The following is a 21,821-nucleotide window of genomic DNA, read 5'->3' on the forward strand; positions in this document are numbered from 1 at the left end:
TGGCCACGTATTGGCAATAGCCCCCTTTTCTTCTGTAAACCGCACGCTAAAAGCCCTAACCGGAGAATTGCTCTATAGCGACCCAAGTTTTAATGTCCCTCTGACGCCCGTCCGATTTAGAATCCATGCAGTTGTTAGACAAGACTGGTTTTAGTTGCACAGTGCGCCTTCGCCATGGGCTGGCCCGCATCGGCTTCTCGTCTGCTGTTCCATTGCCGGCATGCCGTGGAGCAGTCAAATGGCCACCCGCCAGTGTTAACCTGTGCACCTCAATTTCCGGGACCTGACGATGTCTTCATCTGCTTCGCCTGCTTCTCCTCGCCGCTCGCCTGGACTCGCTCATGAGATTGTCGCGGAGTTGACCCGCCGCATGGTCATGGGCACGCTCAAGCCCGGTGACAAGCTCCCATCCGAAAACGCATTGGTCGTCGAATACGGCGTGAGCCGCACGGTGGTACGCGAGGCCCTGTCGCGCCTGCAGGCCTCCGGGCTGGTCGAAACGCACCACGGCAAAGGCACCTTCGTCATCGAGCGACCTTCCCATTCCGGCCTGCGCCTGACCCACGAAACCGCGACCCATGTCCGCAGCATTCTTGAATTGCGTATTGGGCTGGAGAGCCAGGCGGTTGCGCTGGCCGCGGTCCGCCGGACGGACGCGCAGCTTGCCGAAATCCGCCAGGCGCTCGATGATTTCGACGTGCTCTCCAGCGCCGGCGACGACTGTGTCGAAGCGGACCGCCGCTTCCACCTGCTCATCGCCGAAGCAACGGGAAATCCGTACTTCACCGAGATCCTGTCCCACCTCGGTTCGGGCATGATCCCGCGGACGCGAATCAACGTGAACGAGCGGGGCGACAGCGACCTTTCCGGCCTGGCCCATCTCGCCAGCCTGGAGCACGAAGCCATCTACAACGCCATTCGCCGCCGCGACCCGGAGGCTGCACGGGCTGCGATGTGGACACACCTGACCAACAGCCGTGAACGCTTCACGCCGGAGCCCGAATGACCCGCATGCCCCACACCAGCCGCGAGACGCTGACGCACTACGGCAAGAACGCCACTGGTTTCCGCGAAAGCACGCGCGACCATGACGTTAGCCAGAACATCGATGCGCTGCTTCGCCACCTGCCGCGTGACGTGGTACTGGAAATACTGGATTTCGGCTGTGGGCCTGGCCGGGATCTGCAGACGTTTACGCCAATGCCTCGCTTTTCCACGTTCCCAGCGTCGAGCTTCCGCGCGTGCTGCGTGAACTGCACGCCACGCTCAAGCCTGACGGCGTGCTCTTCAGCTCCAACCCGCGCGGCGATAACCAGGAAGGCTGGCAAGGCGCCCGCTACGGCGTCTGGCATGACCTGGAGGCTTGGCGCGGTTACCTGACCGCCGCCGGCTTCGTCGAGCTGGAACACTACTATCGCCCTACAGGCCTCCCCCGCGACCAACAACCTTGGCTCGCAAGTGTTTGGCGCAAGATCGTCCTAGCTTCATAAGTACGAATCGAGAACGGTAATACCGATGGTGGCGCCCTAGGACGGGGCCGCCTCAAATCCGCCGTGCGCCCCCCCGGAGTACCTCGTCCGGCTAAAAAAGTTCCCCTGTAACGTGACGGACGTCGCGGTAGTGCTATATTTCCAACATTAGGAAACAAATCTTCATGGACGAGCGCTATGTGATTCACAGGTGTCTTGGGCCATATGAAAGGAGCCCAAGTGGAAAGGAAGCAGTCATACCCCGCATTCTTCTGCCGCGCCGCATTGGCGATTGCCATAACGGCCGGTACGTCCAGCTGCGCAACCATCGATAACTTCGCCCACGACAACAGCCGTACTACCAACTGCGTAGTAGGTGGCCTCATCGGTGCCGTTGCCGGAGCGGCCGTCGGGGCTGCGGCCAATGGTGACCGCGGCGCCATTATTGGAGGCATTGCCGGCGCAACCGCTGGTTGCGGTGCAGCCCTTGCCTACAAGGATCGTGTCGACCGGATCCGCAAAGTTGCGCAGGAGGAAAACCTCAATATTCAAGTCGAGACGCTGCGCACCTCCGGCAAGGGCGCAACGGCGTCAGATGAAGCTGGCATCGTGGCGCAGGTGGAGGATCAGGGCATGTTCCCTGTCGGCAGCGCACAGCTCACGGCTGAAGGGCGTCGGCAGGTCAGCAAACTGGCTGAGGCGTTCCAGGGGGACGGCAAAACGGCGATCCTGGTGGTCGGCCATACGGACGCAACCGGCAGCGCAGCGGGTAATCAGAAATTGTCCGAGCAAAGGGCCCGCGCTGTTGCGAGCATCCTTGCAGATCACGGCATTTCGAAAGAGCGGGTCTACTTCCAGGGCGCGGGTGCGTCACGTCCTGTTGCGGACAATACCGATCCAATGACCCGCGGAAAAAACCGCCGGGTAGAGATTGTCGAGGTCAATGACAGGTCCACGCTCGTCAAGCGTGTCAACGACGAGCGTAACAATCCCAAGTATCTGGCACATGGCACTTCCACGGAGGCGCCAAAGGCGCCGAGCCAGGCGCCCACGCGCGACAAGCCAGTGGCGAAGCGTGGCGAAACTCGGAAGAGCCCGACACCTGAAATCACGTCTGAGCAAAGCGTAACCAAGGCAGCCGTGGCGCGGATCGATTTCGGCGGGCGTTCTGCCAGTGCCACGCCCTGGACTTTAGGCCAGGCCGTCACTCCCAAGACAGGCGGGTTCTCCTTGATTTCCAGGGCTTACGCGGCGGAGATCCCCATGAGCAGCTGTCAGGCCGACGCACCCCGCGTGGCAGGTGACGCCATCAGCCTGGCAGACGGCAAAGCGCTCCAGACCCGTGAAACCGTCGACTACCTGCCTGGCTACAACAATCGCGTGTGGGCCAATGTCGTAAACGGCCACCTGGTCACCATCTCCCCGGTATCGATACTGCGGGACGCAGCGACGGTCGATCGACAGCCGTTTATTGAAGTGGTCAAGGATTACGCAAAAGGAAACCGTGCGGCGACCACGAAAACCAATGGCATTGCCAACACCTACGAAGGTGAGGATCGGATCCTGTATCGCGTTTTCCTCTCGGGAAGCGACACCCCGATTTCGTGCATGGATGTCGTGTTCAGCAAAGGCAACTCCCAGGCCATCGATGGCGCGCTGTTCTATCCGATGAGCAATGGCGACGCCTACACCGCAACGTTTGTACCTATCCGCACCTGATACACGAGGACACTCATGGAAGACTTCAGCCTGAGCGCGCTTACCGCGCTCGCGATGGCGAATAAGCTACTTACCAGCACGATCATCTCGACGCTGATCGCGCTGGTATTCATCAAGCTCTACTGGGACAAGGTGAGCTACTTCGCGATGCGCGCCTGGCACGGTTTTCCGGTTATCGGAACCGTGGCACGGCTAGCCCGCGATGCAACGACCGTCGGCAAAAGCGGATGGCTCACCAGCGAAACCACGCTGTGCAACAACTATTACGACTATTACAAGTCGGTTGGAACAGGCGGTCCCCACTACTACACGCAGTGCGAGTCCTACCTTAATACCATTGGCGAATCCAATCGCCGGGCAAGGCCAGCCTGGGTGCTGATCCTGATTCTCGCGCTCATCCTTTTCGAAGCCGTGGGTTTCGGTTATGTCCTGGGGCCTTTCGTCAATCGCGACGTGTCCGCCAACACCCAAAGTTATCTCGCCTGGGTCATCGCCTTCATGCTGTCGATCGCCTCGGCGGTCCTCGCTGAAGCGGCGGGTAAAGCGATCCGCCACAACGCCCTGGTCAGCAAGGCACGCCACTGGTGGGAACATGACAACGATGCCAACAAGGTAAGCCCGCTCAAGCAGGTGTTGCCTGCCGTCGGCATCAACCAGACCGACAGGGACGAGGGCGAAAAAGACTACATTCGCATCCTCGGCCGGCTGACCACCAACCAGTCGGTAACGCCGGCCCGCGGCTGGATCATTGCCTGCGTTCTGTGGGTCATCATCATTGCCTGTGCCGCGTTCGGTGTCCGCGCATACCAGCTCAAGAGCATCGAGTCCGACATGATCGGCAATCCGAGCGCCTTCGCTGAACAGACGTTCGAAAGCGCGAGTCCTTTCGAGCTGCCGGGCGAGTCCGCGGCCCTTAACGATCAATCCGCGAATCAGACGATCACAGACAAGATGGACGCGATCCGCAGTGCCTCGCTGATCACCTTCATCGTGCTATCGGTGATCTTCGTTGCGATCCAGGCGGTGAGTGTCTGGCTTGCCAGTATCTTCGATTTCGCAGGAAACGAGTCGCACAAGGCCTGGGAGACCACCCACAAATTCAATAGCGCCGAGCAGTACGAAAATTGGGCCCAGAACGAGCGCATCAAGATTGCAGCGCACGCTGACCACAAGCTCGGCATGCTGCAGATGAAGCTATCGAAGCGCGCGACCACGAATAGCGCTGTGCAAGCGACCTTGAATTCCGCCAACCAGCGTAATTTCAACGCGTTTGTAGAACTGCAGCGGCAGAGTGCTCATACGCATGCCACTCAGACGCCAGTGTCGGCCGCCGCTGCGCCAGCTTCACCGGCACCCGTCTCGCCTGTGGCGGTTGTCATGCCTGCACCTGAAGCCACGCCAGTGCTGCCTACACCGACCGAAGCCCCCGCGATTCCGGCGGCCATTGCGCTCAACAGCATGACGGATCCGCTCGATGCGCTGCGCAATAAAGACCTGACGGCGTACAGCGATGAACAGCTGAGCACGATTTGCAAAGCCAAGGGTTTCGATCTCGACGCGGTGCTGGCACTGCGCGCTGAACAACAATTGCTCAAGGACTTCGACACGGTATGAGGGCCTCCATACTCGGCTTTTTGGCTTGTGCCCTGCTGACAGCCCATCCCGTGGCACAGGCAGCGGAACGAAACGAAATCCCGGATTGCTATGGCTTCTCCAAAGTTGAAGCAAAGTACCGGGAGCCTGGCTCGGGCCGCGAACTGTTGGTGATCATTGACCAGACAGTTCCGCTCCCAGAAGCGCTTCAGAAGGCATCCTGGAACCAGATCATGCGCTTCGTTGCGCCTGGTGACAGGATCCGTCTTTATAGCTTTTCTGCGTTTCTTCCGAACCAGTACATGGAGTTGCGTTTCGCGGGCGAGCTCAACGCAGCGATCAGGCCGGAAGCCAGGAACGATATCGGCATGCAGACGCTGCGCAACTTCGACAAGTGCCTGGCGGAACAGCAAGCATTTTTCCGGAAGAAATTCGGGAAGGTGTTCGTTGATACGTTGCGCGAAGCTTCGGAGGAAGTGCCGCGTAGCGAAATTTTCCAGGCGATCCGAGCAGTCGGTAGCGACATGCAGAGTGACGGGGCAAATGACCGCGTCATCTTTCTGATTTCCGACATGCTGGAGAACAGCGACTTCGGCAGCTTCTACAGCAACAGCCGAATACGCGACCTGAACCCGGCGGCTGAACTCAACCGAGTAAAGGAAAAAGGCTTGTATGCGGACCTTCAGGGCGCGCGAGTCTATGTGGCGGGCGCAGGCCTGATCACCAGTGACATCAAGCAGGCCTATCGGTCCGGAAAGACGATGGACCTGCTACAGACCTTCTGGCAGGGCTATTTCGAAGGCTCGAATGCGACACTCTCAGCGTTCGGCACACCGAGCCTGAATGTGGATCTGAGATAACCGCTGCCGATGCGGTGCATCGGTTCACGCTAAGTAAAAAGCCGCCTATTGGTGGCTTTTTACTTTCAGTCCTCCCGGCTACCACAACCCAGTTGGCGGGTCGGCTAGCATCAGATTCCATCGTTTACCGCTGGTCGCGAACGCCTCTCAGCGAACTTCTCGAGTCTGTCGGAGGAAGGCGTCTGCACTCGCTCGCCCTTTCTCGATGAGTTTGCGCGGTTCCGGCGGAAGCCCTTCGGGATTCCGCCCTGCATAAGGCATTCGAGCGCCCGACCGATGGCGGCCCGATTCACGATAACTGCGAAAGCCTAGTCTTCCGTAGGGCGGATTAGCCGAAGGCGTAATCCGCCGCTCGCCGCGCACGCTGCCAGCGAACCCTGCCCCTGCGGCTCAGAAAAGATCCAGCTGGCCAACTTCTTCGGGGGCCGCGGCCGGTGTTTCACGCGGTGCGCCTACCACCCTTAGCCGCTCCGCAAGCCCGGATGCGCGCTCGGCACGGGTTATCACCGCATCGACCAGCCGCTCGGGAACGGACCAGATTTCGACGCGGCGTTTGGCCCGGGTGATGCCGGTGTAGAACAACGCGCGGGTGAGCAGCGGGCTGGGTTGGTCGGGCAGCGCGAGGAGCACCTCATCGAACTCGGAGCCCTGGCTCTTGTGAACCGTCATGGCAAACGCACAGTCGTGGCTGGGCAGGCGCGCCGGGGCGAAGTGACGATGGCCGTCTTCGCCTTCGAAGAACACGCGCAAACCATATTCGGTGTGCAGGCATAGGCCGACATCGCCGTTGAACAAGCCCAGCGCATAGTCGTTCTGCGTGATCATCACCGCCCGGCCGACATACCAGCGCTCGCGTTCCGGCAGGCGTTGCCGCCGCTTGAAGCGTATCTCCAACGCTTCATTCAGTGCGCGAATGCCCCACGGCCCCTCGCGCTGCGCCGCCAATGCCCGGAAGGCACCAAACGCGGAAAACGCATCCGTTGCATCCCCCGCTCGGGCGCGCTCGAGGTACGGCAGGTAGCCCTGTTCAAGACGGTCCAGCAATTCGGTCTGGATAGGCGAGGCCTGCCAATGCAGATCCGCCCGACCTTCCTTGAGCAGACGCTGTGTACCCGCCGCATCGCCCGCGTTGATGCGCCGTGCGAGCTCACCAATACCACTGTCGCCAGCGAAGCGATGGCTGTGGGTCAGCAGGACAACCGCATCGCCAATGACGGATCGCGGTGGGGCGACCGGAACGGTTTGTCCGGTCGCCTGCTCGAGCCCTTGCGCAGCGACTGCATCGAAGCCGCGACCTTCACACAGCTCGGCGAACACGGCGCCTGCTTCCACAGCGGAGAGCTGATCCTTGTCGCCCAGAAGAATGAGCCGTGCCGTGGCTGGCATCGCATCGACCAGCTTGGCCATCAGCGCCAGGTCCACCATCGACGCTTCGTCGACGATCAACACATCCAGCGCCAGAGGCCGTGCGGCGTCGTGCCGGACCTGCGGGCTGTCGCCACGGGCACCGAGCAGACGGTGCAGCGTCGACGCCTCTTCGGGCATCGATGCCTTGATCGAATCGCTGACCGGCAGGCTTGCCTTCGCATTGCGGATCGCCTCGGCCATGCGCGCCGCAGCCTTCCCTGTCGGCGCCGCCAGTCCGATTGCCAGCGATTCCCCACCGGGCTGCTCCAGCAGCGCGGCCAACAAACGCACAACGGTGGTGGTCTTGCCGGTACCTGGCCCGCCTGAAATGACCGAAAGTCTGCGCATGACCGCTTGCGCCGCCGCCAGCCGTTGCCAGTCCGGGCGCTGATCGGCATTGAAGGCGAACAGCCGCTCGAGGCTGTCCCGCAGGATAGGAGTGTCCACCCGCGGCCGCTCCGATGCGCGGGTCACGAGGGCATGTGAAAGCCGTTGCTCGTAGGCGTGATAGCGCGCCAGATACAGTCGGTCATGTTCGAAGACCAGCGGCGCGTAATGACCGCTGTGCCCCACGAGCCGCGAGCCCGTCAGGCTCCGCCGCCAAGCGTCGGCGGAGGGAAGTGCGAATGAATGTTCGGGCCACGGCCGAAGCCCGGCCCAGCGTGCGAGCGGCACGCAAACATCGCCTGCCGCAAGCGCCTGGGCCGCCAGCGCGGCCGATACGAGCACCAGCGGATCGCCTTCGGGATCGAGCCGTTGCAGGCTCTCCGCCAATGCGCGTTCAAGCGGCGAAAATGGCAGTTCGGCCCATGGAATGGGTGCCTTAGGCGCCATGGGAACCTCCCTGAAACAACATATCCAGCGCATCAAGGAGCGCGTCGCTTGGCCGTGCGAAGTGCACACCGGCTTCCGGCATGCCACGCAGGAACAAATACCATGCGCCACCGAGTTGGCCGTCCTCGAAATCGGCGAGCCGCTGACGCAGGAAGCGCCGCAGCGCGACCAGATAAATCAGGTATTGCAGGTAGTAGTGCTCGCCCGCAATGGCCTGCTGCAGCCGCTCACCGCCGTAGTAGCTGGCGTTTGGGCCCAACCAGTTCGATTTGTAGTCGAGGATGTACCACAGCCCCTCATATTCGAACGTCAGGTCGATAAAGCCCTTGAGGTAACCCTGCAGGCTGTCGAATGTCAGCCGCTCAGCTGCTACGCGAGCGACCGGATCCAGGCCCATCGCCGGGTCCGTGAGGATGGCGCGTAGTGCGTCCATATTGAGCCCACTGACCGGGAAGGTGAAACCGAGCTCGGGCAAACGACGTGTGGCTTCGAGCCGCGCCAGACTCAAGCCTCGACCATTGAGATCTGTTTGCAGCACACGTTCAAGATGTGCCCCGGCGGTGTCGCCCCACAACTCGGCATCGATACCGTGGGCGGTGAGTGCAGGTTCCACCAGGTCAGCCAGCGCCCCTTTTCCTCGGGCCCAATCCTCGAAGATGGCATGCAGGCACGTACCTGCGCGTGCTCCACGTGGAAACCCATAAAAACCCGGACCCGGTTCGCTCGCGTCTGGGATGAACAGGGTGTCTCGGTCGGGCGCCTCCATGTGCATTCCCGCGGCCAGCCCCGAGAAGCTGCCGATCCGCCAGTTACTCAGCAACACACGCGGCAATGTGGCCAGATCGCCTGGCCGTTCGGCACGCACGGCGCCGGTGCTGGCATGTTCCTCGGTTATGGGCACCTCCAGCGCCACGCCGCCCTCGCTGGCCAACACGAGGCTTTCCAGCTCCTGTTTCAGACCTAGTGGGGTTTGCGTCCGCAGATGTTCGGCCAGATCCGCCAACGCATCATCACCTGCACGGTTGCGCCCATGCAGCAGCCAGGCGAGCGCACTCGTGTGCAGCCCATCCTCCTTTAGCGTTCCATCCTTTTTCACGGCGCAGTCGATCGGCCCCCAATGCAACCAGAGCCGATCACGCGCCCGGGTCAGTGCGACATAAGCCAGGCGCAGCCGCTCGGCAAAGCGCTCCTGTCGGGCTTGCTGCCTGTATTCATCCAGTCGCTCGCTGCCCAGATCGAGCAGCGGCGCGCCCGCCTCGTCGTGGCACGTAATGTCTTCGTTCTGCCGGAGCAAGCCGCCATCCCAGAGGTAGGGACAGAACACCAGCGGATATTCAAGCCCCTTGCTCGTATGGATCGTGACGATCTGTACGCGCTCGGCATCGCTTTCGAGCCGAAGCAGCGCGTCCTCGCCGTGCAGATCGGATACACGCTGCGCCTGGAACCAGGCGAGCAGGCGCTCGAGCCCGGGCCTTTTGAGGCTCTCCGCCTGGAGCAGCTCGGCGAGGTGCAGCAAATTTGTCAGCCGACGTTCACCGTCCGGCCATTCCAGAAGGCGCTCGGCCACACCCTGCTCGTCCAGCCAGGCACGGAACACGCGCATGAACCCCTGCTGCTGCCACAGTGCGTGGTAACGCTCCGCCTGCTCCCGCTCCTCGTCCCAGGCGCGGCTGTCCGCTTCGCTCGCGGCCAGCTGCGTCGCATTGCGGCCTAGCAGACGAGAGCCGAGCGCATAGCGCAGCAAGCCCTCACGCCCCGGTTCGGCGTAGGCCGCAAGCACGGCCGCGAGATCCTGTGCTTCTTCGCTTTGCCAGACGCTTTCCTTGCCACGCCGCACGCTGGAAACACCTCGAGCGAGCAGCTCGGCTGCAATTTCGGCTGCCTGCCGGTGGTTCGACACGAGCACGGCAATGTTGCCGCCCTTGAGCGGCTCGCGGTTTTCGCCCTCGGCGAAATAGGCCTGCCCCTCGGCGCTGGCCGCCAGCAGCGCTGCTATACGCCGTGCCGTATCCACCGCCGCACGAGCGCCCGCCTCTCCCTTGCCCAGCGGCTCATCGTCGAGCCAGACAAGGGAAAGCGGCGCGTCCGAACCCGGCAGGACAAGCTGGGCTCGGGGCCGGTGGCTTGCGCCAACCCGAACATAGTCGAGGCCCTTTTCCGCGAAGGGCGAGGCCCGATCGAACAGCCCATTGAGTGCCGCGATCAGGCTCGGCGTCGATCGGTGGTTGGTGGCCAGGCTGTACTGGCGGGCAGCTTCCTCGCGGGCGCGCAGGTAGGTATTGAGGTCCGCCCCGCGGAACGCATAGATGGCCTGCTTTGGGTCCCCGACGAAGCAGAGGTCGCCCGGCTCGCCCGGCTGATAGATGCGCGAGAAGATCGCGTACTGGATCGGGTCGGTATCCTGGAATTCGTCGATCAGCGCGACCGGATATTGCTCCCGTAAGGCCTGTGCCAGTTGCGCACCGCCCTCGCCTTCCAGGGACTGCTGCAAGCGGTTGAGCAGGTCATCGAAGGCCAGCAGACGCTGCGCCGCCTTGCGCTCCGGCAGTTGCCTGTTCAACGCGTGCAGGAGACGTACCTGCAATGCGATCAGCCGCTGCTCGCCTACAGGAAGAGCAGCTTCGAGCGCCTCGGCCAGCGTGTCGAGGGCGCTGGCAAGTTCGCAAAGCGGCGCTTCATGCCCTTTCTTGCACGCTTTACTGAGGGCCGCAGCCCCTAGTTTCTGCAAACCGGGCGGTACGCTGAAGAGGCCGGCAATGTCGGTGAAATAGGCATCCAGTTCGGCCTGCCAACCCGCAAACTTCTCGCGTTTGTGTGTGGTTTGGCTCAACCCCTCATGGCCCGTGAGTGTCTCGATCCATTCCAGACCGGTACGGGACCAAAGAGCCGCTGCGTCCTGCCAGGCCTGCGTGAGCGAGGGCAGCTCTGGCGTTTCAAGCGAACTGGGCTCGACGCGCAGATAGGGTTTACCCAAATGCGGACGCAGACGCTGGCGCAGAGCCTGAGGGGTCATGCGCTTGTGTACGAGGAAAGCGGCCCACGCCGCATCGGCGTTTGCCAGTTCGTGCCGCCAGAGGTCGGCCACCAACGCATCGACGAGCTCGCGGTCATCCTGGGTCAGCTCGCTGTCAAAATCGCCTCCGGCATCGAACGCCGAATCCTGCAGCGCGCGCTGGCAGAAACCGTGAATGGTGAAGATCGCCGCTTCGTCGAATCCATGTACAGCCAGCAGCAGCCGTCGATGGCTCGCGGAATCCGGGTAGCGCGCATGAAGATCATTGAGCAGCGCATCCTTTCCGGGTCCGTTTTCATAGACATCCAGCAACTCGGCCAGGCGTCGGCGTATGCGTTCGCGCAGCTCGGCGGTGGCGGCCGTGGTGTAGGTCACAACGAGGATCTGCCCGACGTTGAGCTGCTTCTCCAACAGGAAGCGTGCGTACAGTGCGGTGAGTGTCCAGGTCTTGCCTGTGCCGGCGCTGGCTTCAATCAATGAACGGCCAACGAACGGTGATGTGAGGAGATTGAGGGCGGTCATGCGAGTGGCTCCTCGGTGTCTGGGCGCACATTGGCCAGGCCGGCCACTGGGGTAGGAATCGATGGCATCAGGCATCCTCCCCCGCTTCGTTCAACGCGTCCAACGCGGGCCCATACAGCGCCTCGGCCATGGCTTCGAATCGTTGATCGAGAGGGTCTACGCCGCGAAACGCCAACGCATTCCAGGGGTCGAGGCTTTCACCCACGAGGTAGTCGTTGCCCTGCCAGAGCACGCGCGCTTCCGTGCGGGCGGCATCGATGGGCTCCTTGCGACCGGGTTTGCGAAACTTTTGCGCGAAGCCGTGGCTGCTGCGCGGAAACACGGGAAGCGGCCGAACCAGGGCCTCGCGATAGGCCTCGATCCATGGCCTGAGCGCGCTGATCGGGTCGTCCACAGCGCCCAGGCGCCATTCGGATTTGGGTGATAGCAGCCGGCTGTGGCGCGCGATTCCGGGTTGAGCCGCTGCGTTGAGCATCAGATGCCGCAACCAGAACGGCGCGAGCTCCCAGGCACCCAGGTCACGCAGGCGGAAGTCGAACAGGCCGTCCGGCGTAACACCGTCCAACCAGCCATAAACGTGAACGTCATCGATGCGCAGGTCGATGAGTACAGGCTCAGGCGCCTGGTTTGGCCGCTCTTCCTGCAGCAATGGGGCAAACGCACGTATCGGACCACGAAGCTGGCCCCAGTAGGCCTGCCCAAGCTCACCCAGCGGCAACCAACCGGCCGCGGCCGCCACCCGCCGCTCTTCAGCCTCGCTCCAGCCCCGCTCGGCGGCCTCTAATGCCAACCGCCGGAGGCCGGTCAGCGCCGTGCGTTCCAGCTCGAACGGCTCATCACCTGGAAGCACATCCTCCTCATCCGGCAGACGCAGGCCGAGACGCTGCTCCAACAGAAAGCGCGTCGGATGGCGGAAGCAATGGACCAACAGGCTCGGCTCCACGGTCAACTCGGCATCCTCGGGCGGAGTCAGCTCGGTCACGAAGGCTACGGGTGCCGATTGAGGAGGCTCACTGAGCCGCTGTGCGGCCCGGTACCACGCGGCCGAATAACCCGTATGCGCACCGTCAGCGAAATTGGCCGACGCGAAGGGCTGCAGCGGATGCAGTACGCGGACACGGTCGCTGACCGTCTGCCCGTCTTCAGTTGCCGCCGTCAGATCGATGGCTTCAAGCAGCTCACTGACCAGCACGGAAGGCGGCAGTTCGGCGTTGTCACGCGGGTCGCGGCCGACATGGCTGAGGTAGAGGCCGTCGCGCGCAGAGAGGATGGTTTCGAGGAACAGATAGCGGTCGTCCAGACGTCTCGCACGATCGCCGCGGCGCGGTCGACGCGCGACCAGGTCGAACCCCGCCGCAGGTGTCCGACGCGGGAGAGCCCCGTCATCGAGGCCGAGCAGGCATACCCAGCGGAACGGCAAACTGCGCATGGGCACCATGGTGCAGAAGGTCACCGCGCCGGTGAGGAATCCGCTGGCGCCACTGTTCTGTTCCAGCGCCGCCGCCAGCTGCTGGCGCACGAGCGCCAGCTCGACGGGACGCTCTATGCCCGCCGCGCCGGCCTGTTCGGCCAGGCTTGCACACGCCTGGCTCAACATCAGCAAGATCTCGCCTGCTTCTCGTTCGTCGAACAGATCGTCCAATACGTGCTGGAGAACGGGGGTCCATTCCGCGAGGGGACGCGATGTCTGCAGCCGTTCGCAAAGACCCGCCAACCTTGAGACGAATGCATGGAACCGGCCCAGCAATTGCGCCTGCCCGCCTTCGAGCGCGTCGAGTGGGAGGTAATCACCAAGCAACGGCGGGGCATCGCCCGCCAACTGTGGGGGAGCGGTGAAACCGAGCAGCAGCCGGTCCAGCCCCTGGCGCCAGGTGTAGGCTTCGGTAGCGGGCAACCCGAGCTCCGTGCGATGGCGTGCGTCACGCCCCCAGCGAACCCCTGCTATACGCAGCCATTCGCGAAGGGTTACAAGATCCTCGGGCTCGATGCCGGCACGCCGGGCAATCGCCGGCTGCTCGAGCCAGGCCATGACTTCTTCAGCAGAGAACCGGCTCTCTGGCAGTGCCAGCAACTCGATGAACGCTTCGATCAACGGCAGCTCGGCGCGCGCACTGCGGTCGGCCAGGCTGAACGGAATGCGGGCATTGCGTGGCGCGCCGTCACGCGCTGCAAATACGGCCTCAATGAAGGGTGCGTAGCGTTCGATGTCGGGTGTCAGCACCACCACCTGATCGGGCGTCAGCGTAGGATCAGCAGCAAATCGGGCCAGCAGCTGGTCGTGCAGGATCTCCACCTCACGCAGGGCGGAATGCGCGACGTGTAATTCGATGGAGCGGTCGCTCGGCTGCCAGACCAGTCGCTCCTCGGGCCGGCGGGTTCTCAGCGTGAGCACATCATTCTGTAGCGCGTGCAGGAGGCTGTCGTCCTCGAGCGCGTCGTCGTCACTGTAAAAGCCGGTTTCGTCCGCGACGCTGGCGAACAGCGAATCGAAGAAATCGCGTCCTTGCTTGCCGAGGCTCGCGAGCAGCGGGTGGCCGACGTCCAGGTACCAATCGTCTGGATCCGTTTCCGGTTGCCGGGCCAGCTCGCGAATGTCTCGGATCTCGCCCCAGGCCTCGCGACTGGGGTTCAGGGCGAACAGGATGACATCCGTATGGCGGGCTAGCCCTTCGAGTACCCGCAAGTGGTGAAGCGGCAGGCTACTGATGCCGAACACCAGCAGGCGTTCCGGCAGGCTCGGGAGCGGTGTGTCCTCTGACAGACGTGCCAGCAGATCGCCGAGCAGGCGTGCGCGGTGTGGATGGCCGTCCTTGGTGAGCTCGCGCCAGAGCAGCGCCTGCCAAGGCTCGTCCAGGCCGAGGTCACAGGTCTCGCCACGCTCCCAGGCCGCCAGCCAGTCATCCCTGTAGAGCAGATACTGGTCGAAGACGTCCGCAATCTTGCCAGCCAGCGCGAAGCGACGGCGCTCGTCGCCGCCATCCAGATAGCGCTCCAGGCGCTCGGCCTGGGCAAGGTTGCCCGGCTCACACAACCAGTCGTAAACGCGCCAGGTCAGCGCCTGCGGGTTGAAGGCGGACTGTTCTGGCAGCGCGCCCAGTACATCCCGCGTCAGGTCCCACACGAAGCTGGCGGGCAGCTGTACCTGCAGATGCATGGCGATGCCTTCGGCGCGGGCGAGCTGCAGGGTCAGCCAGCGGCCGATCCCCTGACTGGGCACGACCAACCGCGCAGGCGCGAGAGGATCACGCTGGGGTTGTGCGAGCAAGCGGCTTGCCAGCATGCCGAGGGTTTCAAGATCAGGCGCGTGATAGAGACGGAACATGGAAGGGCTTCACTGCGGAGTCGAGCGGAAGATTACCAGTTGGCTGCGGCAGCGTCCGTCGCACCGGATGACAGCAACCGGGAACCCACTCGTCGAGTTGTCAGTCACTTTAATGAAACCGTCATGGAAATGGAGTAAGGCGCAGCACCCCAGGTGTCCCGGGTCTGGTCCCGCTCGCCACCTCCGATGGCTTTGCGCCTTGTCGACGGTTCGGCAGGCACTCCATGCATTGCTGTAAAGGGACCGTGCACATGCTCAACCTCCTGAACCTGCTATCGGCCGTGGCCCTGCTCATCTGGGGCACCCATATCGTCCGTACAGGCGTGCTGCGGGTGTACGGTACCCAGCTGCGCCGCACGCTCAACCGCAGCGTGCAGCGCCTGCCGCTCGCCTTCGTCGCCGGTATAGGCGTCACGGCCCTCGTCCAGAGCAGCAACGCGACCGCCTTGCTCACCAGCAGCTTCGTGAGCCAGGGACTGGTATCGCTTTCGCCTGCCCTTGCGATCATGCTTGGGGCGGATGTCGGCACCGCACTAATGGCCCGCGTGCTCACAATCGACCTCAGCTGGCTGTCGCCTTTGCTCGTACTCGTCGGTGTCGTTCTTTTCCTTGGCCGCAAACAGACACGCGCCGGGCAACTCGGCCGCGTCGCACTGGGCCTGGGCCTCATTCTGCTTGCGCTGCAAATGATCGTAGCTGCCGTGGAGCCGATCATCGATGCACGGGGTGTCCACGTATTGTTCGCCAGCCTGACGGGCGACATCCTGCTCGATACGGTCGTGGGTGCTCTGTTCGCCATGTTGTCGTATTCCAGCCTCGCCGCCGTACTGCTGACGGCCACCCTCGCGGCCGCGTCCGTCATATCGCTGGAAGTTGCATTGTGCTTGGTGATCGGTGCCAATATCGGTAGTGGCCTGCTTGCTTATCTCGGGACCGCGGGACAACCCCCGGCAGGGCGACGCGTCGCGTTGGGCAGCCTTTTATTCAAGGCGATCGGCCTGCTTCTGCTGCCCTTTCTCGATGACATCGTCGGCTATCTTCACGCCCTGCCCCTTTCTGCGAGTGAGTGGGTGATCGGCTTCCATCTGGGCTACAACGTCGTGCGATGCCTGCTGCAACTGCCGCTGGTCTCGCTCATGGCGCGGCTGTGTGAGCGTCTCCTGCCGGACCTGCCCAACGACGATGCCGCCAGCCGACCGCGACACCTGGACCCGTCGGCGCTGGATACCCCTGGCCTGGCGCTGGCCAATGCGGTACGTGAGACCTTGCGAATGGGCGACCTGGTCGAGCAAATGCTGGATGGCCTCCTGACGAGTCTACGGACCGGAGACCGCGCGCAGCGCAAGGCGGTCCGGCGCATGGATGACGACATCGATACCTTCTGCACTGCCATCAAGCTGTATCTGGCGCGCATTCCTCGGGAAGACCTGTCCGCCGAGGACAGCGAACGCTGGGCGCAGGTGTTCGAAATGGCGATCAACCTGGAGCGCGCCGGTGACACCATCGAACGCATGCTGGACGACCTGCACGCAAAGACGCACGGGCGAAACCTGGCGTTTTCCGAAACTGGCATGGAAGAGTTGGCCAAGCTGCAGCAGCAGCTCGTGGCCAACCTGCGCCTGGGCCTCGCTGTATTCATGAACGGCGACATCGACAGCGCCAAGCGGCTGCGCCGCGCCAAGCAGCGCTTCCGCATGCTCGAACGCCGCTATTCCCATACCCACGCCGACCGGCTTCACCAGCGCGTTGCCGAAAGCATCGAGACCAGCTCACTCCATCTGGACCTGATGAGCGACATGCGCCGCCTGAACTCCCTGTTCAGCACCAGCGCTCATGCGGTGCTGGAACTGAATGATACTTCCACGGCACGGAACGGCCACACCAAGCCCGTAGTGGATTTACCGCGCAGCGGCCATTGACGGCCATCAATACCAATGTGCCATCATTGCGCCAGAATACATCTATAGAGATTCGTGGCGCTCTGTTTTTTGACACATCCCGCCTTGTCCAGCGCGCTCACAGAAACACGAGCGCCTATCCATTGCCGCCTGATAGCCCGGACGACGCCGCTGACCGCAGCGGCAATCATCGTTGCGCTCTTTAACGATACGGAATTCGACAACAAGGAGTAGCTGTGGCTACCGATAGGATGCTTGGTGATCTGGTGCACCGGCTGGGTTTGGACCCGGCTGAATTGGCTGAACGTTGCAGATTACTGGAATGGACTGCACGCGATGCCTATCGGCTTTCGCAACTGGCTCCACACATGGGTGTCATTCACCGCACATTCGTCGATCATCTTTATCAACACCTTGGATCGTTCAAGGGCCCCTCGGCGCTATTCAAGAATCCGAACGTCCTCGGGCGCCTCAAGAAGAGCCAGCTCGATTACTACCATCGCCTGTGGCATGGCTCCTATGACGGTGACTATATCGATAGCCGGCTGCGCATCGGCTTGATACATCAGCAGCTCGGCGTCGAGATGAAATGGTATCTGGGTGCCTACCGAATGTATCTGGATCAGGTATTGGCCGAGCTGCCGATCGAGGAAGAACCCCGTGCAGTGTTCGCGAGCCTGCTGAAGATCGTGTTCTTTGACATGACGCTTGCGATCGATACGTACAGCGCGGCGCAGCGCAAAGCTACTGAAGACAGCGAAGCACGCTTTGCCCGGGCGCTCAGGGGCGCCAACGACGGCATCTGGGAATGGCACATCGAGCACGACCGGCTCTACGTATCAGAGCGCTGGGTGAGCATGCTCGGCATGAACCGGGATACGTTCGGTGAGACCAGTAGCGGCTGGTTCAATCGGGTCCATCCTGATGACCTGCCGGGGCTTCGGCAGGCTATCGACTCCCACCTTCGCGGGGAAACCGCCTTTCTTCGGCACGAATACCGTATTCGCCACGTGCGAGGCATCTATATGTGGGTCCAGGCCCGCGGTGTCATGGACGAAGAAAGCGGTGACCGACGCATCGCCGGCTCGCAAAGTGACATTGGTGCGAGCAAGTCGATCGAGGAACAGCTGCAGCACGCGGCGCGCCATGACCCGCTGACAGGCTTGGGCAACCGCCTTCGCCTGGAGGAAATTCTTGCCCAGACCCAGCAATACCTGAAAAGCCCAAGCGCTCGCGCAGCGGCCCTGCTCTTCGTTGACCTGGACCGCTTCAAGCTCATAAACGACAGCCTCGGCCACCACTACGGCGACCAAGTGCTGATCGAGGCAAGCCAGCGGCTACGCCGTTGTCTTCGTCCAGGGGACCACCTCCTGCGTTTCGGCGGTGACGAATTCGTTGTCCTGCTGATAGATCTGACGAAGCCAAGCGATGCAGAGCAGGTCGCCCAACGTATGCTGGATAACCTCTACATTCCAATGCACGTCAACGGCCAGACACTGGTCGTCAGTGCGAGCATCGGCATCACTGAATTGCTGCCTCAGGCCGATTCCGAGAGCGCGCTACAGGCAGCGGACTTGGCGCTCTACCGCGCCAAGCAGGCCGGCAAGGCTCAATTTGCCCGTTTCACTGATGACCTTCAGGCTGCCGCCAAGCGTCAGCTCGCGCTGGAAAGCGCGCTAGGGCAGGCACTCGATCGCAAAGAATACGTGCTCCACTACCAGCCGATCGTGAAGACCACCGCGAGCTTTCCAGAACTCGTAGGTGTAGAAGCACTCTTGCGTTGGCAACACGATGGCCGTCTCATTTCCCCACAGGAGTTCATTCCTTCCTTGGAGGAATCCGGTGAGATCGCACGGGTCGGCGAATGGGTACTGCGCGAAGCATGCCGACAAACCCGGGAATGGCAGGAGGCCGGCGAGGCGGGCCTGTACTGTTCGGTCAACCTGTCGAGCCGGCAATTGCAGCAGGACGATTTCGTGGGTCGCCTGGTGGCGACGCTGAATGAAACGGGGCTATCGCCTACGAGCCTGGTACTGGAGATCACGGAAACTCAACTGATGGACGATAGCGCGGCAACACTGGTGACGCTTCGCGCGCTCTCCAACCTGGGCATTCGCCTTGCACTGGACGACTTTGGTACCGGCTATTCGTCGCTGGGCTATCTCAAGCGTTTTCCGCTCAACATCTTGAAGGTCGACAAGAGCTTCATTCGCGGTACTCCAGACGACGCAGAGCTTTCGGTGATCAGCAGAGCCATCATCGGGCTCGGTCGCAATCTGGGTTTGGAGGTGGTAGCCGAAGGGGTGGAAAGCAAGGAGCACCTGAGCTTCCTGAACGCAGAGGGCTGCACCCTCGCCCAGGGCTACTGGTTCAGTCGGCCCCGACCTGCAGCGGACCTCCAACCGCTCTTTCTTGGGAAGGCTGCACTCGGCTCCAACGCTGCCGTGTGATTCAGCCGAAGAACCAGTAGCAAACCGAGATCGCGGCGACCACACCGACGAAATCCGCGAAGAGCGCACAACCCACAGCGTGGCGGGCCCGCTGGATTCCGACGGCGCCGAAGTAAACCGCCAGCACGTAGAAGGTCGTCTCGGTACTGCCCTGTACCGTGGCAGCCACCAGCGCGGGAAAACTGTCCACGCCTTCGGCGTTCATGGTCTCGATCAACATCGCCCGCGCGGCGCCGCCGGAGAAGGGCTTCACGAGCGCGGTCGGCAGGGCATCGACGAAACGGCTGTCCATTCCAAGGGATACGACAACCCACCGGATGCCCTCCAGCACGAAATCCAACGCACCCGAAGCGCGCAGGACACCCACCGCACAAAGCATCGCGACCAGATACGGCAGAAGGCTCTTGGCAACGTCGAACCCTTCCTTCGCGCCTTCGACAAAGCTTTCGTAGACCGGCACCTTGCGCAGGGCCCCGATGATGAGGAACAGGACGATCAGGCCGAAAAGCGTCAGGTTGCCCAGTAGCGACGACAAGGATTCGAGCGCAGCGGCTGACAGTCCCGCAAGCACCGCCATGAAGGCACCGAGCAGCAGAGCGCTTGGGATGAAATAGGCAAGCACGACACGGTCCCACAAACGCAAACGCTGCATCAGGGCAACGCTGATCAGGCCCGCGAGGCTCGAGCAACAGGTTGCAAGCAGGATAGGTAGAAAGACCATGGCCGGGTCCTGCGCGCCCTGCTGCGCGCGGTACATGAATATTGTCACCGGCAGGAGCGTCAGCGATGAGGCATTCAGAACGAGGAACAGAATCTGGGCGTTGCTGGCGACCGTGGCGCTCGGATTGAGCTCCTGCAGGGCGCGCATGGCCTTGAGCCCAATAGGCGTTGCCGCGTTATCCAGCCCCAGACCGTTCGCGGCGAAGTTCATTGTGATCAGGCCAAGTGCAGGATGGCCACGAGGGACCTCGGGCATGAGGCGGGCAAACAATGGGCCAAGTGCTCGCGCGAGCAGGTCGATGAGTCCCGCTTTCTCCGCAATTTTGAGAAAGCCGAGCCAGAGCGTGAGGGTCCCGAACAACAGGATCATGAGATCCACGGACAGCTTCGCCATCGAAAACAGGCTTTCGACGATGGCAGCCCAGATGCCCGGGTTACCGCTGAACCACTGGGCGAACCCTGCCAGCGCACCTACCAGAAAGAAACACAGCCACAATCCATTCAGCATTACCGGCCCCTTTTTGAAGTGCCGGGATAATAACCAGACACGTTCGACGGGTCACGGATGCGGAGCGGCGGTTGGTCGTTTTGAGGCTATACCGAACGGCACGCCTATCGAGAAACTGCTTGCTGGATTGTCTGCCTGCTGGAGCCTGCCGAAGGCAAGGCTCCAACTGCAGCACGCCCGACCCGGCCCGCTCGCGGAGGTACCCCTTGTACCCCTGGATCACTTCGACTCGCAAAGCAATCCGGCCCCATGGTCCGCCCCCTTGAAGGGCCCTACCAGCGAAGTTCCCTGCCCGCCCACCGAAGGCGTTCGGCGTAGCGAGTGAGAACCGTTGAAACAGCGATCACCGGGTAAGTAGAGCCACGGCCTATCTCGCGCTTCGTGTCACTCGGCCATGCACCACAACCGAATGACCTGGAATTAGGTTCGCCGCGTACACAAAACTACAGGGTGAGGTACGCGAAACGAACAAGCGCATCATCAGGGTCGGCGACGCCCGAAGATGAAGGACAGCACGAACAGCACCAGGAATACGACAAACAGTACCTTGGCGATACCCGCCGCCGTACCTGCCACACCACCAAAGCCCAGCACGGCAGCGATGATAGCGATCACCAGAAAGGTCAGAGCCCAGCTCAACATGGCATTTCTCCTATTATTGGAACCTGTAGTCTTTGGAGCCTAAACGGTAGGCCGTGGTTCACGGACGACTTACCGTCGATTGAAAATCTTTGATAGCGCGAGTACCGGCGGCACGTGTTGTGCCCGTATCGAGAGGCTCGTTCGTACGAAGCGTCGATAGAGCGGTCAGGTACGCTACGACGAGCCCAACGCCCGAAAGCAACAGCGATACTGCGAAGAAACCTATTGGCATCATCTGGAAAGCGACCTCAGAAGACCCAGCGCTGCTGGCGACGTGTTTCAGTGAAATCCTGACGCTTGTCAGCCTGCTGTAGGCTGACGTTGCCGAGGAACTGGGCGCCCTGAATCATTCGGGATTCGTAGGGAAGAATGTGCGTTGCGATAGAAGGCTTGGCAGTGTCGGCCGTTGCGGTAGCGCTATTCGGGAACTGATGGGCAGCGAGTGCTACCAATGCGAATGCTGCTGCAACCATAAAGCCTTTGTTGGCCAGTGCGCGGCTCTGCAAACGATTCATCCTGATCTCCTCGAATACTGATGTGGCGGTGCCAAATTCCTGCATTGCAACGGATATTGCAGAGGGCATGCCAGAAAACGTTCAGTATTTTCCCCTTATTTATCAATGACTTAAAAACGCGCCGCTTGAGAATGCCGGGTAAGCTGCACGATCGCCGTTTTTTGCCCCGTGCGTTTTGCACGACCGATGTATCGGCACTAATAGATAAGTTCCCTGCCAATGGTCGAGTCGCGAAAAATGATCGCTCGGCTCGGTGCGAGCACGTAGCCGAACCGCAACGAAAATGCGTTCGCCTTGCTGACTGTTGCATCAAGCGCACAATTTGCTGGTAACTTGCTGCCGCGCTAAC

General features: G+C 61.9%; 12 protein-coding genes and 1 pseudogene. 7 read left to right on the top strand and 6 right to left on the bottom strand.

Annotation, left to right across the window (positions count from 1 at the left end):
* Positions 1-289 precede the first annotated feature (289 nt).
* The 5 genes and pseudogenes from ACY8D3_RS18390 to ACY8D3_RS18410 all read left to right on the top strand — a co-directional run bounded on the left by ACY8D3_RS18390 (position 290) and on the right by ACY8D3_RS18410 (position 5,641).
* Positions 290-1,006: a FadR/GntR family transcriptional regulator gene (locus ACY8D3_RS18390; protein WP_462380266.1), complete on the top strand. Its 717-nt coding sequence runs from the start codon at positions 290-292 to the stop codon at positions 1,004-1,006.
* Positions 1,003-1,490 (top strand): annotated as a pseudogene (locus ACY8D3_RS18395) (class I SAM-dependent methyltransferase). The gene ACY8D3_RS18390 and the pseudogene ACY8D3_RS18395 overlap by 4 nt, the downstream one beginning before the upstream one ends.
* Before the next feature lie 204 nt (positions 1,491-1,694).
* A complete protein-coding gene (locus tag ACY8D3_RS18400; protein ID WP_462380267.1) occupies positions 1,695-3,188 on the top strand; it encodes an OmpA family protein in 1,494 nt (497 codons plus the stop codon).
* A 15-nt stretch (positions 3,189-3,203) separates the two neighbouring features.
* Complete coding sequence (locus ACY8D3_RS18405; RefSeq protein ID WP_462380268.1) at positions 3,204-4,802, top strand: hypothetical protein; 1,599 nt, start codon at positions 3,204-3,206, stop codon at positions 4,800-4,802.
* Positions 4,799-5,641, top strand: a complete 843-nt coding sequence (locus ACY8D3_RS18410) for a hypothetical protein (protein WP_462380269.1) — start codon at positions 4,799-4,801, stop codon at positions 5,639-5,641. Before ACY8D3_RS18405 ends, ACY8D3_RS18410 begins: the two co-directional genes overlap by 4 nt.
* A 390-nt stretch (positions 5,642-6,031) precedes the next feature.
* Here the strand turns inward: ACY8D3_RS18410 and recD are convergent, their stop codons facing one another.
* The 3 genes from recD to recC all read right to left on the bottom strand — a co-directional run bounded on the left by recD (position 6,032) and on the right by recC (position 14,739).
* Positions 6,032-7,864 carry an exodeoxyribonuclease V subunit alpha gene (gene recD, locus ACY8D3_RS18415; protein ID WP_462384440.1) on the bottom strand — a complete coding sequence of 611 codons (1,833 nt, stop codon included), beginning with the start codon at positions 7,862-7,864 and terminating at the stop codon, positions 6,032-6,034.
* A gap of 7 nt (positions 7,865-7,871) precedes the next feature.
* A complete protein-coding gene (gene recB / locus ACY8D3_RS18420; protein ID WP_462380270.1) occupies positions 7,872-11,417 on the bottom strand; it encodes an exodeoxyribonuclease V subunit beta in 3,546 nt (1,181 codons plus the stop codon).
* Positions 11,418-11,484: 67 nt separating this feature from the next.
* Positions 11,485-14,739, bottom strand: a complete 3,255-nt coding sequence (gene recC, locus ACY8D3_RS18425; RefSeq protein ID WP_462380271.1) for an exodeoxyribonuclease V subunit gamma — start codon at positions 14,737-14,739, stop codon at positions 11,485-11,487.
* A gap of 251 nt (positions 14,740-14,990) precedes the next feature.
* Here recC and ACY8D3_RS18430 point away from each other — a divergent pair, with 251 nt between their 5' ends.
* Both ACY8D3_RS18430 and ACY8D3_RS18435 read left to right on the top strand, forming a co-directional pair.
* On the top strand, positions 14,991-16,658 hold the full coding sequence (locus tag ACY8D3_RS18430; RefSeq protein WP_462380272.1) for a Na/Pi cotransporter family protein: 1,668 nt from the start codon (positions 14,991-14,993) through the stop codon (positions 16,656-16,658).
* A gap of 215 nt (positions 16,659-16,873) precedes the next feature.
* Positions 16,874-19,087, top strand: coding sequence for a putative bifunctional diguanylate cyclase/phosphodiesterase (locus ACY8D3_RS18435; protein WP_462380273.1), 2,214 nt, complete (start codon positions 16,874-16,876; stop codon positions 19,085-19,087).
* A 1-nt stretch (position 19,088) separates the two neighbouring features.
* Here ACY8D3_RS18435 and ACY8D3_RS18440 read toward each other — a convergent pair whose 3' ends face one another.
* The 3 genes from ACY8D3_RS18440 to ACY8D3_RS18450 form a co-directional block, all read right to left on the bottom strand.
* On the bottom strand, positions 19,089-20,315 hold the full coding sequence (locus ACY8D3_RS18440) for a nucleoside recognition domain-containing protein (RefSeq protein WP_462380274.1): 1,227 nt from the start codon (positions 20,313-20,315) through the stop codon (positions 19,089-19,091).
* 480 nt (positions 20,316-20,795) lie between these two features.
* Entirely contained in the window at positions 20,796-20,957 is a 162-nt protein-coding gene (locus tag ACY8D3_RS18445) for a DUF1328 domain-containing protein (RefSeq protein WP_462380275.1), read from the bottom strand.
* Between the two features lie 248 nt (positions 20,958-21,205).
* Positions 21,206-21,472: a hypothetical protein gene (locus ACY8D3_RS18450; protein ID WP_462380276.1), complete on the bottom strand. Its 267-nt coding sequence runs from the start codon at positions 21,470-21,472 to the stop codon at positions 21,206-21,208.
* Positions 21,473-21,821: the final 349 nt, after the last annotated feature.

Source organism: Pseudomonas sp. Marseille-QA0892 (assembly GCF_054950135.1).

Excerpts from the sequence above, each read along its gene's own strand:
- ACY8D3_RS18450 (WP_462380276.1), bottom strand. The coding sequence starts at position 21,472 with ATGAATCGTTTGCAGAGCCGCGCACTGGCCAACAAAGGCTTTATGGTT.
- ACY8D3_RS18410 (WP_462380269.1), top strand. The coding sequence starts at position 4,799 with ATGAGGGCCTCCATACTCGGCTTTTTGGCTTGTGCCCTGCTGACAGCC.
- ACY8D3_RS18390 (WP_462380266.1), top strand. The coding sequence starts at position 290 with ATGTCTTCATCTGCTTCGCCTGCTTCTCCTCGCCGCTCGCCTGGACTC.
- ACY8D3_RS18400 (WP_462380267.1), top strand. The coding sequence starts at position 1,695 with ATGAAAGGAGCCCAAGTGGAAAGGAAGCAGTCATACCCCGCATTCTTC.
- ACY8D3_RS18405 (WP_462380268.1), top strand. The coding sequence starts at position 3,204 with ATGGAAGACTTCAGCCTGAGCGCGCTTACCGCGCTCGCGATGGCGAAT.
- recC (WP_462380271.1), bottom strand. The coding sequence starts at position 14,739 with ATGTTCCGTCTCTATCACGCGCCTGATCTTGAAACCCTCGGCATGCTG.
- ACY8D3_RS18445 (WP_462380275.1), bottom strand. The coding sequence starts at position 20,957 with ATGTTGAGCTGGGCTCTGACCTTTCTGGTGATCGCTATCATCGCTGCC.
- ACY8D3_RS18440 (WP_462380274.1), bottom strand. The coding sequence starts at position 20,315 with ATGCTGAATGGATTGTGGCTGTGTTTCTTTCTGGTAGGTGCGCTGGCA.
- recB (WP_462380270.1), bottom strand. The coding sequence starts at position 11,417 with ATGACCGCCCTCAATCTCCTCACATCACCGTTCGTTGGCCGTTCATTG.
- ACY8D3_RS18430 (WP_462380272.1), top strand. The coding sequence starts at position 14,991 with ATGCTCAACCTCCTGAACCTGCTATCGGCCGTGGCCCTGCTCATCTGG.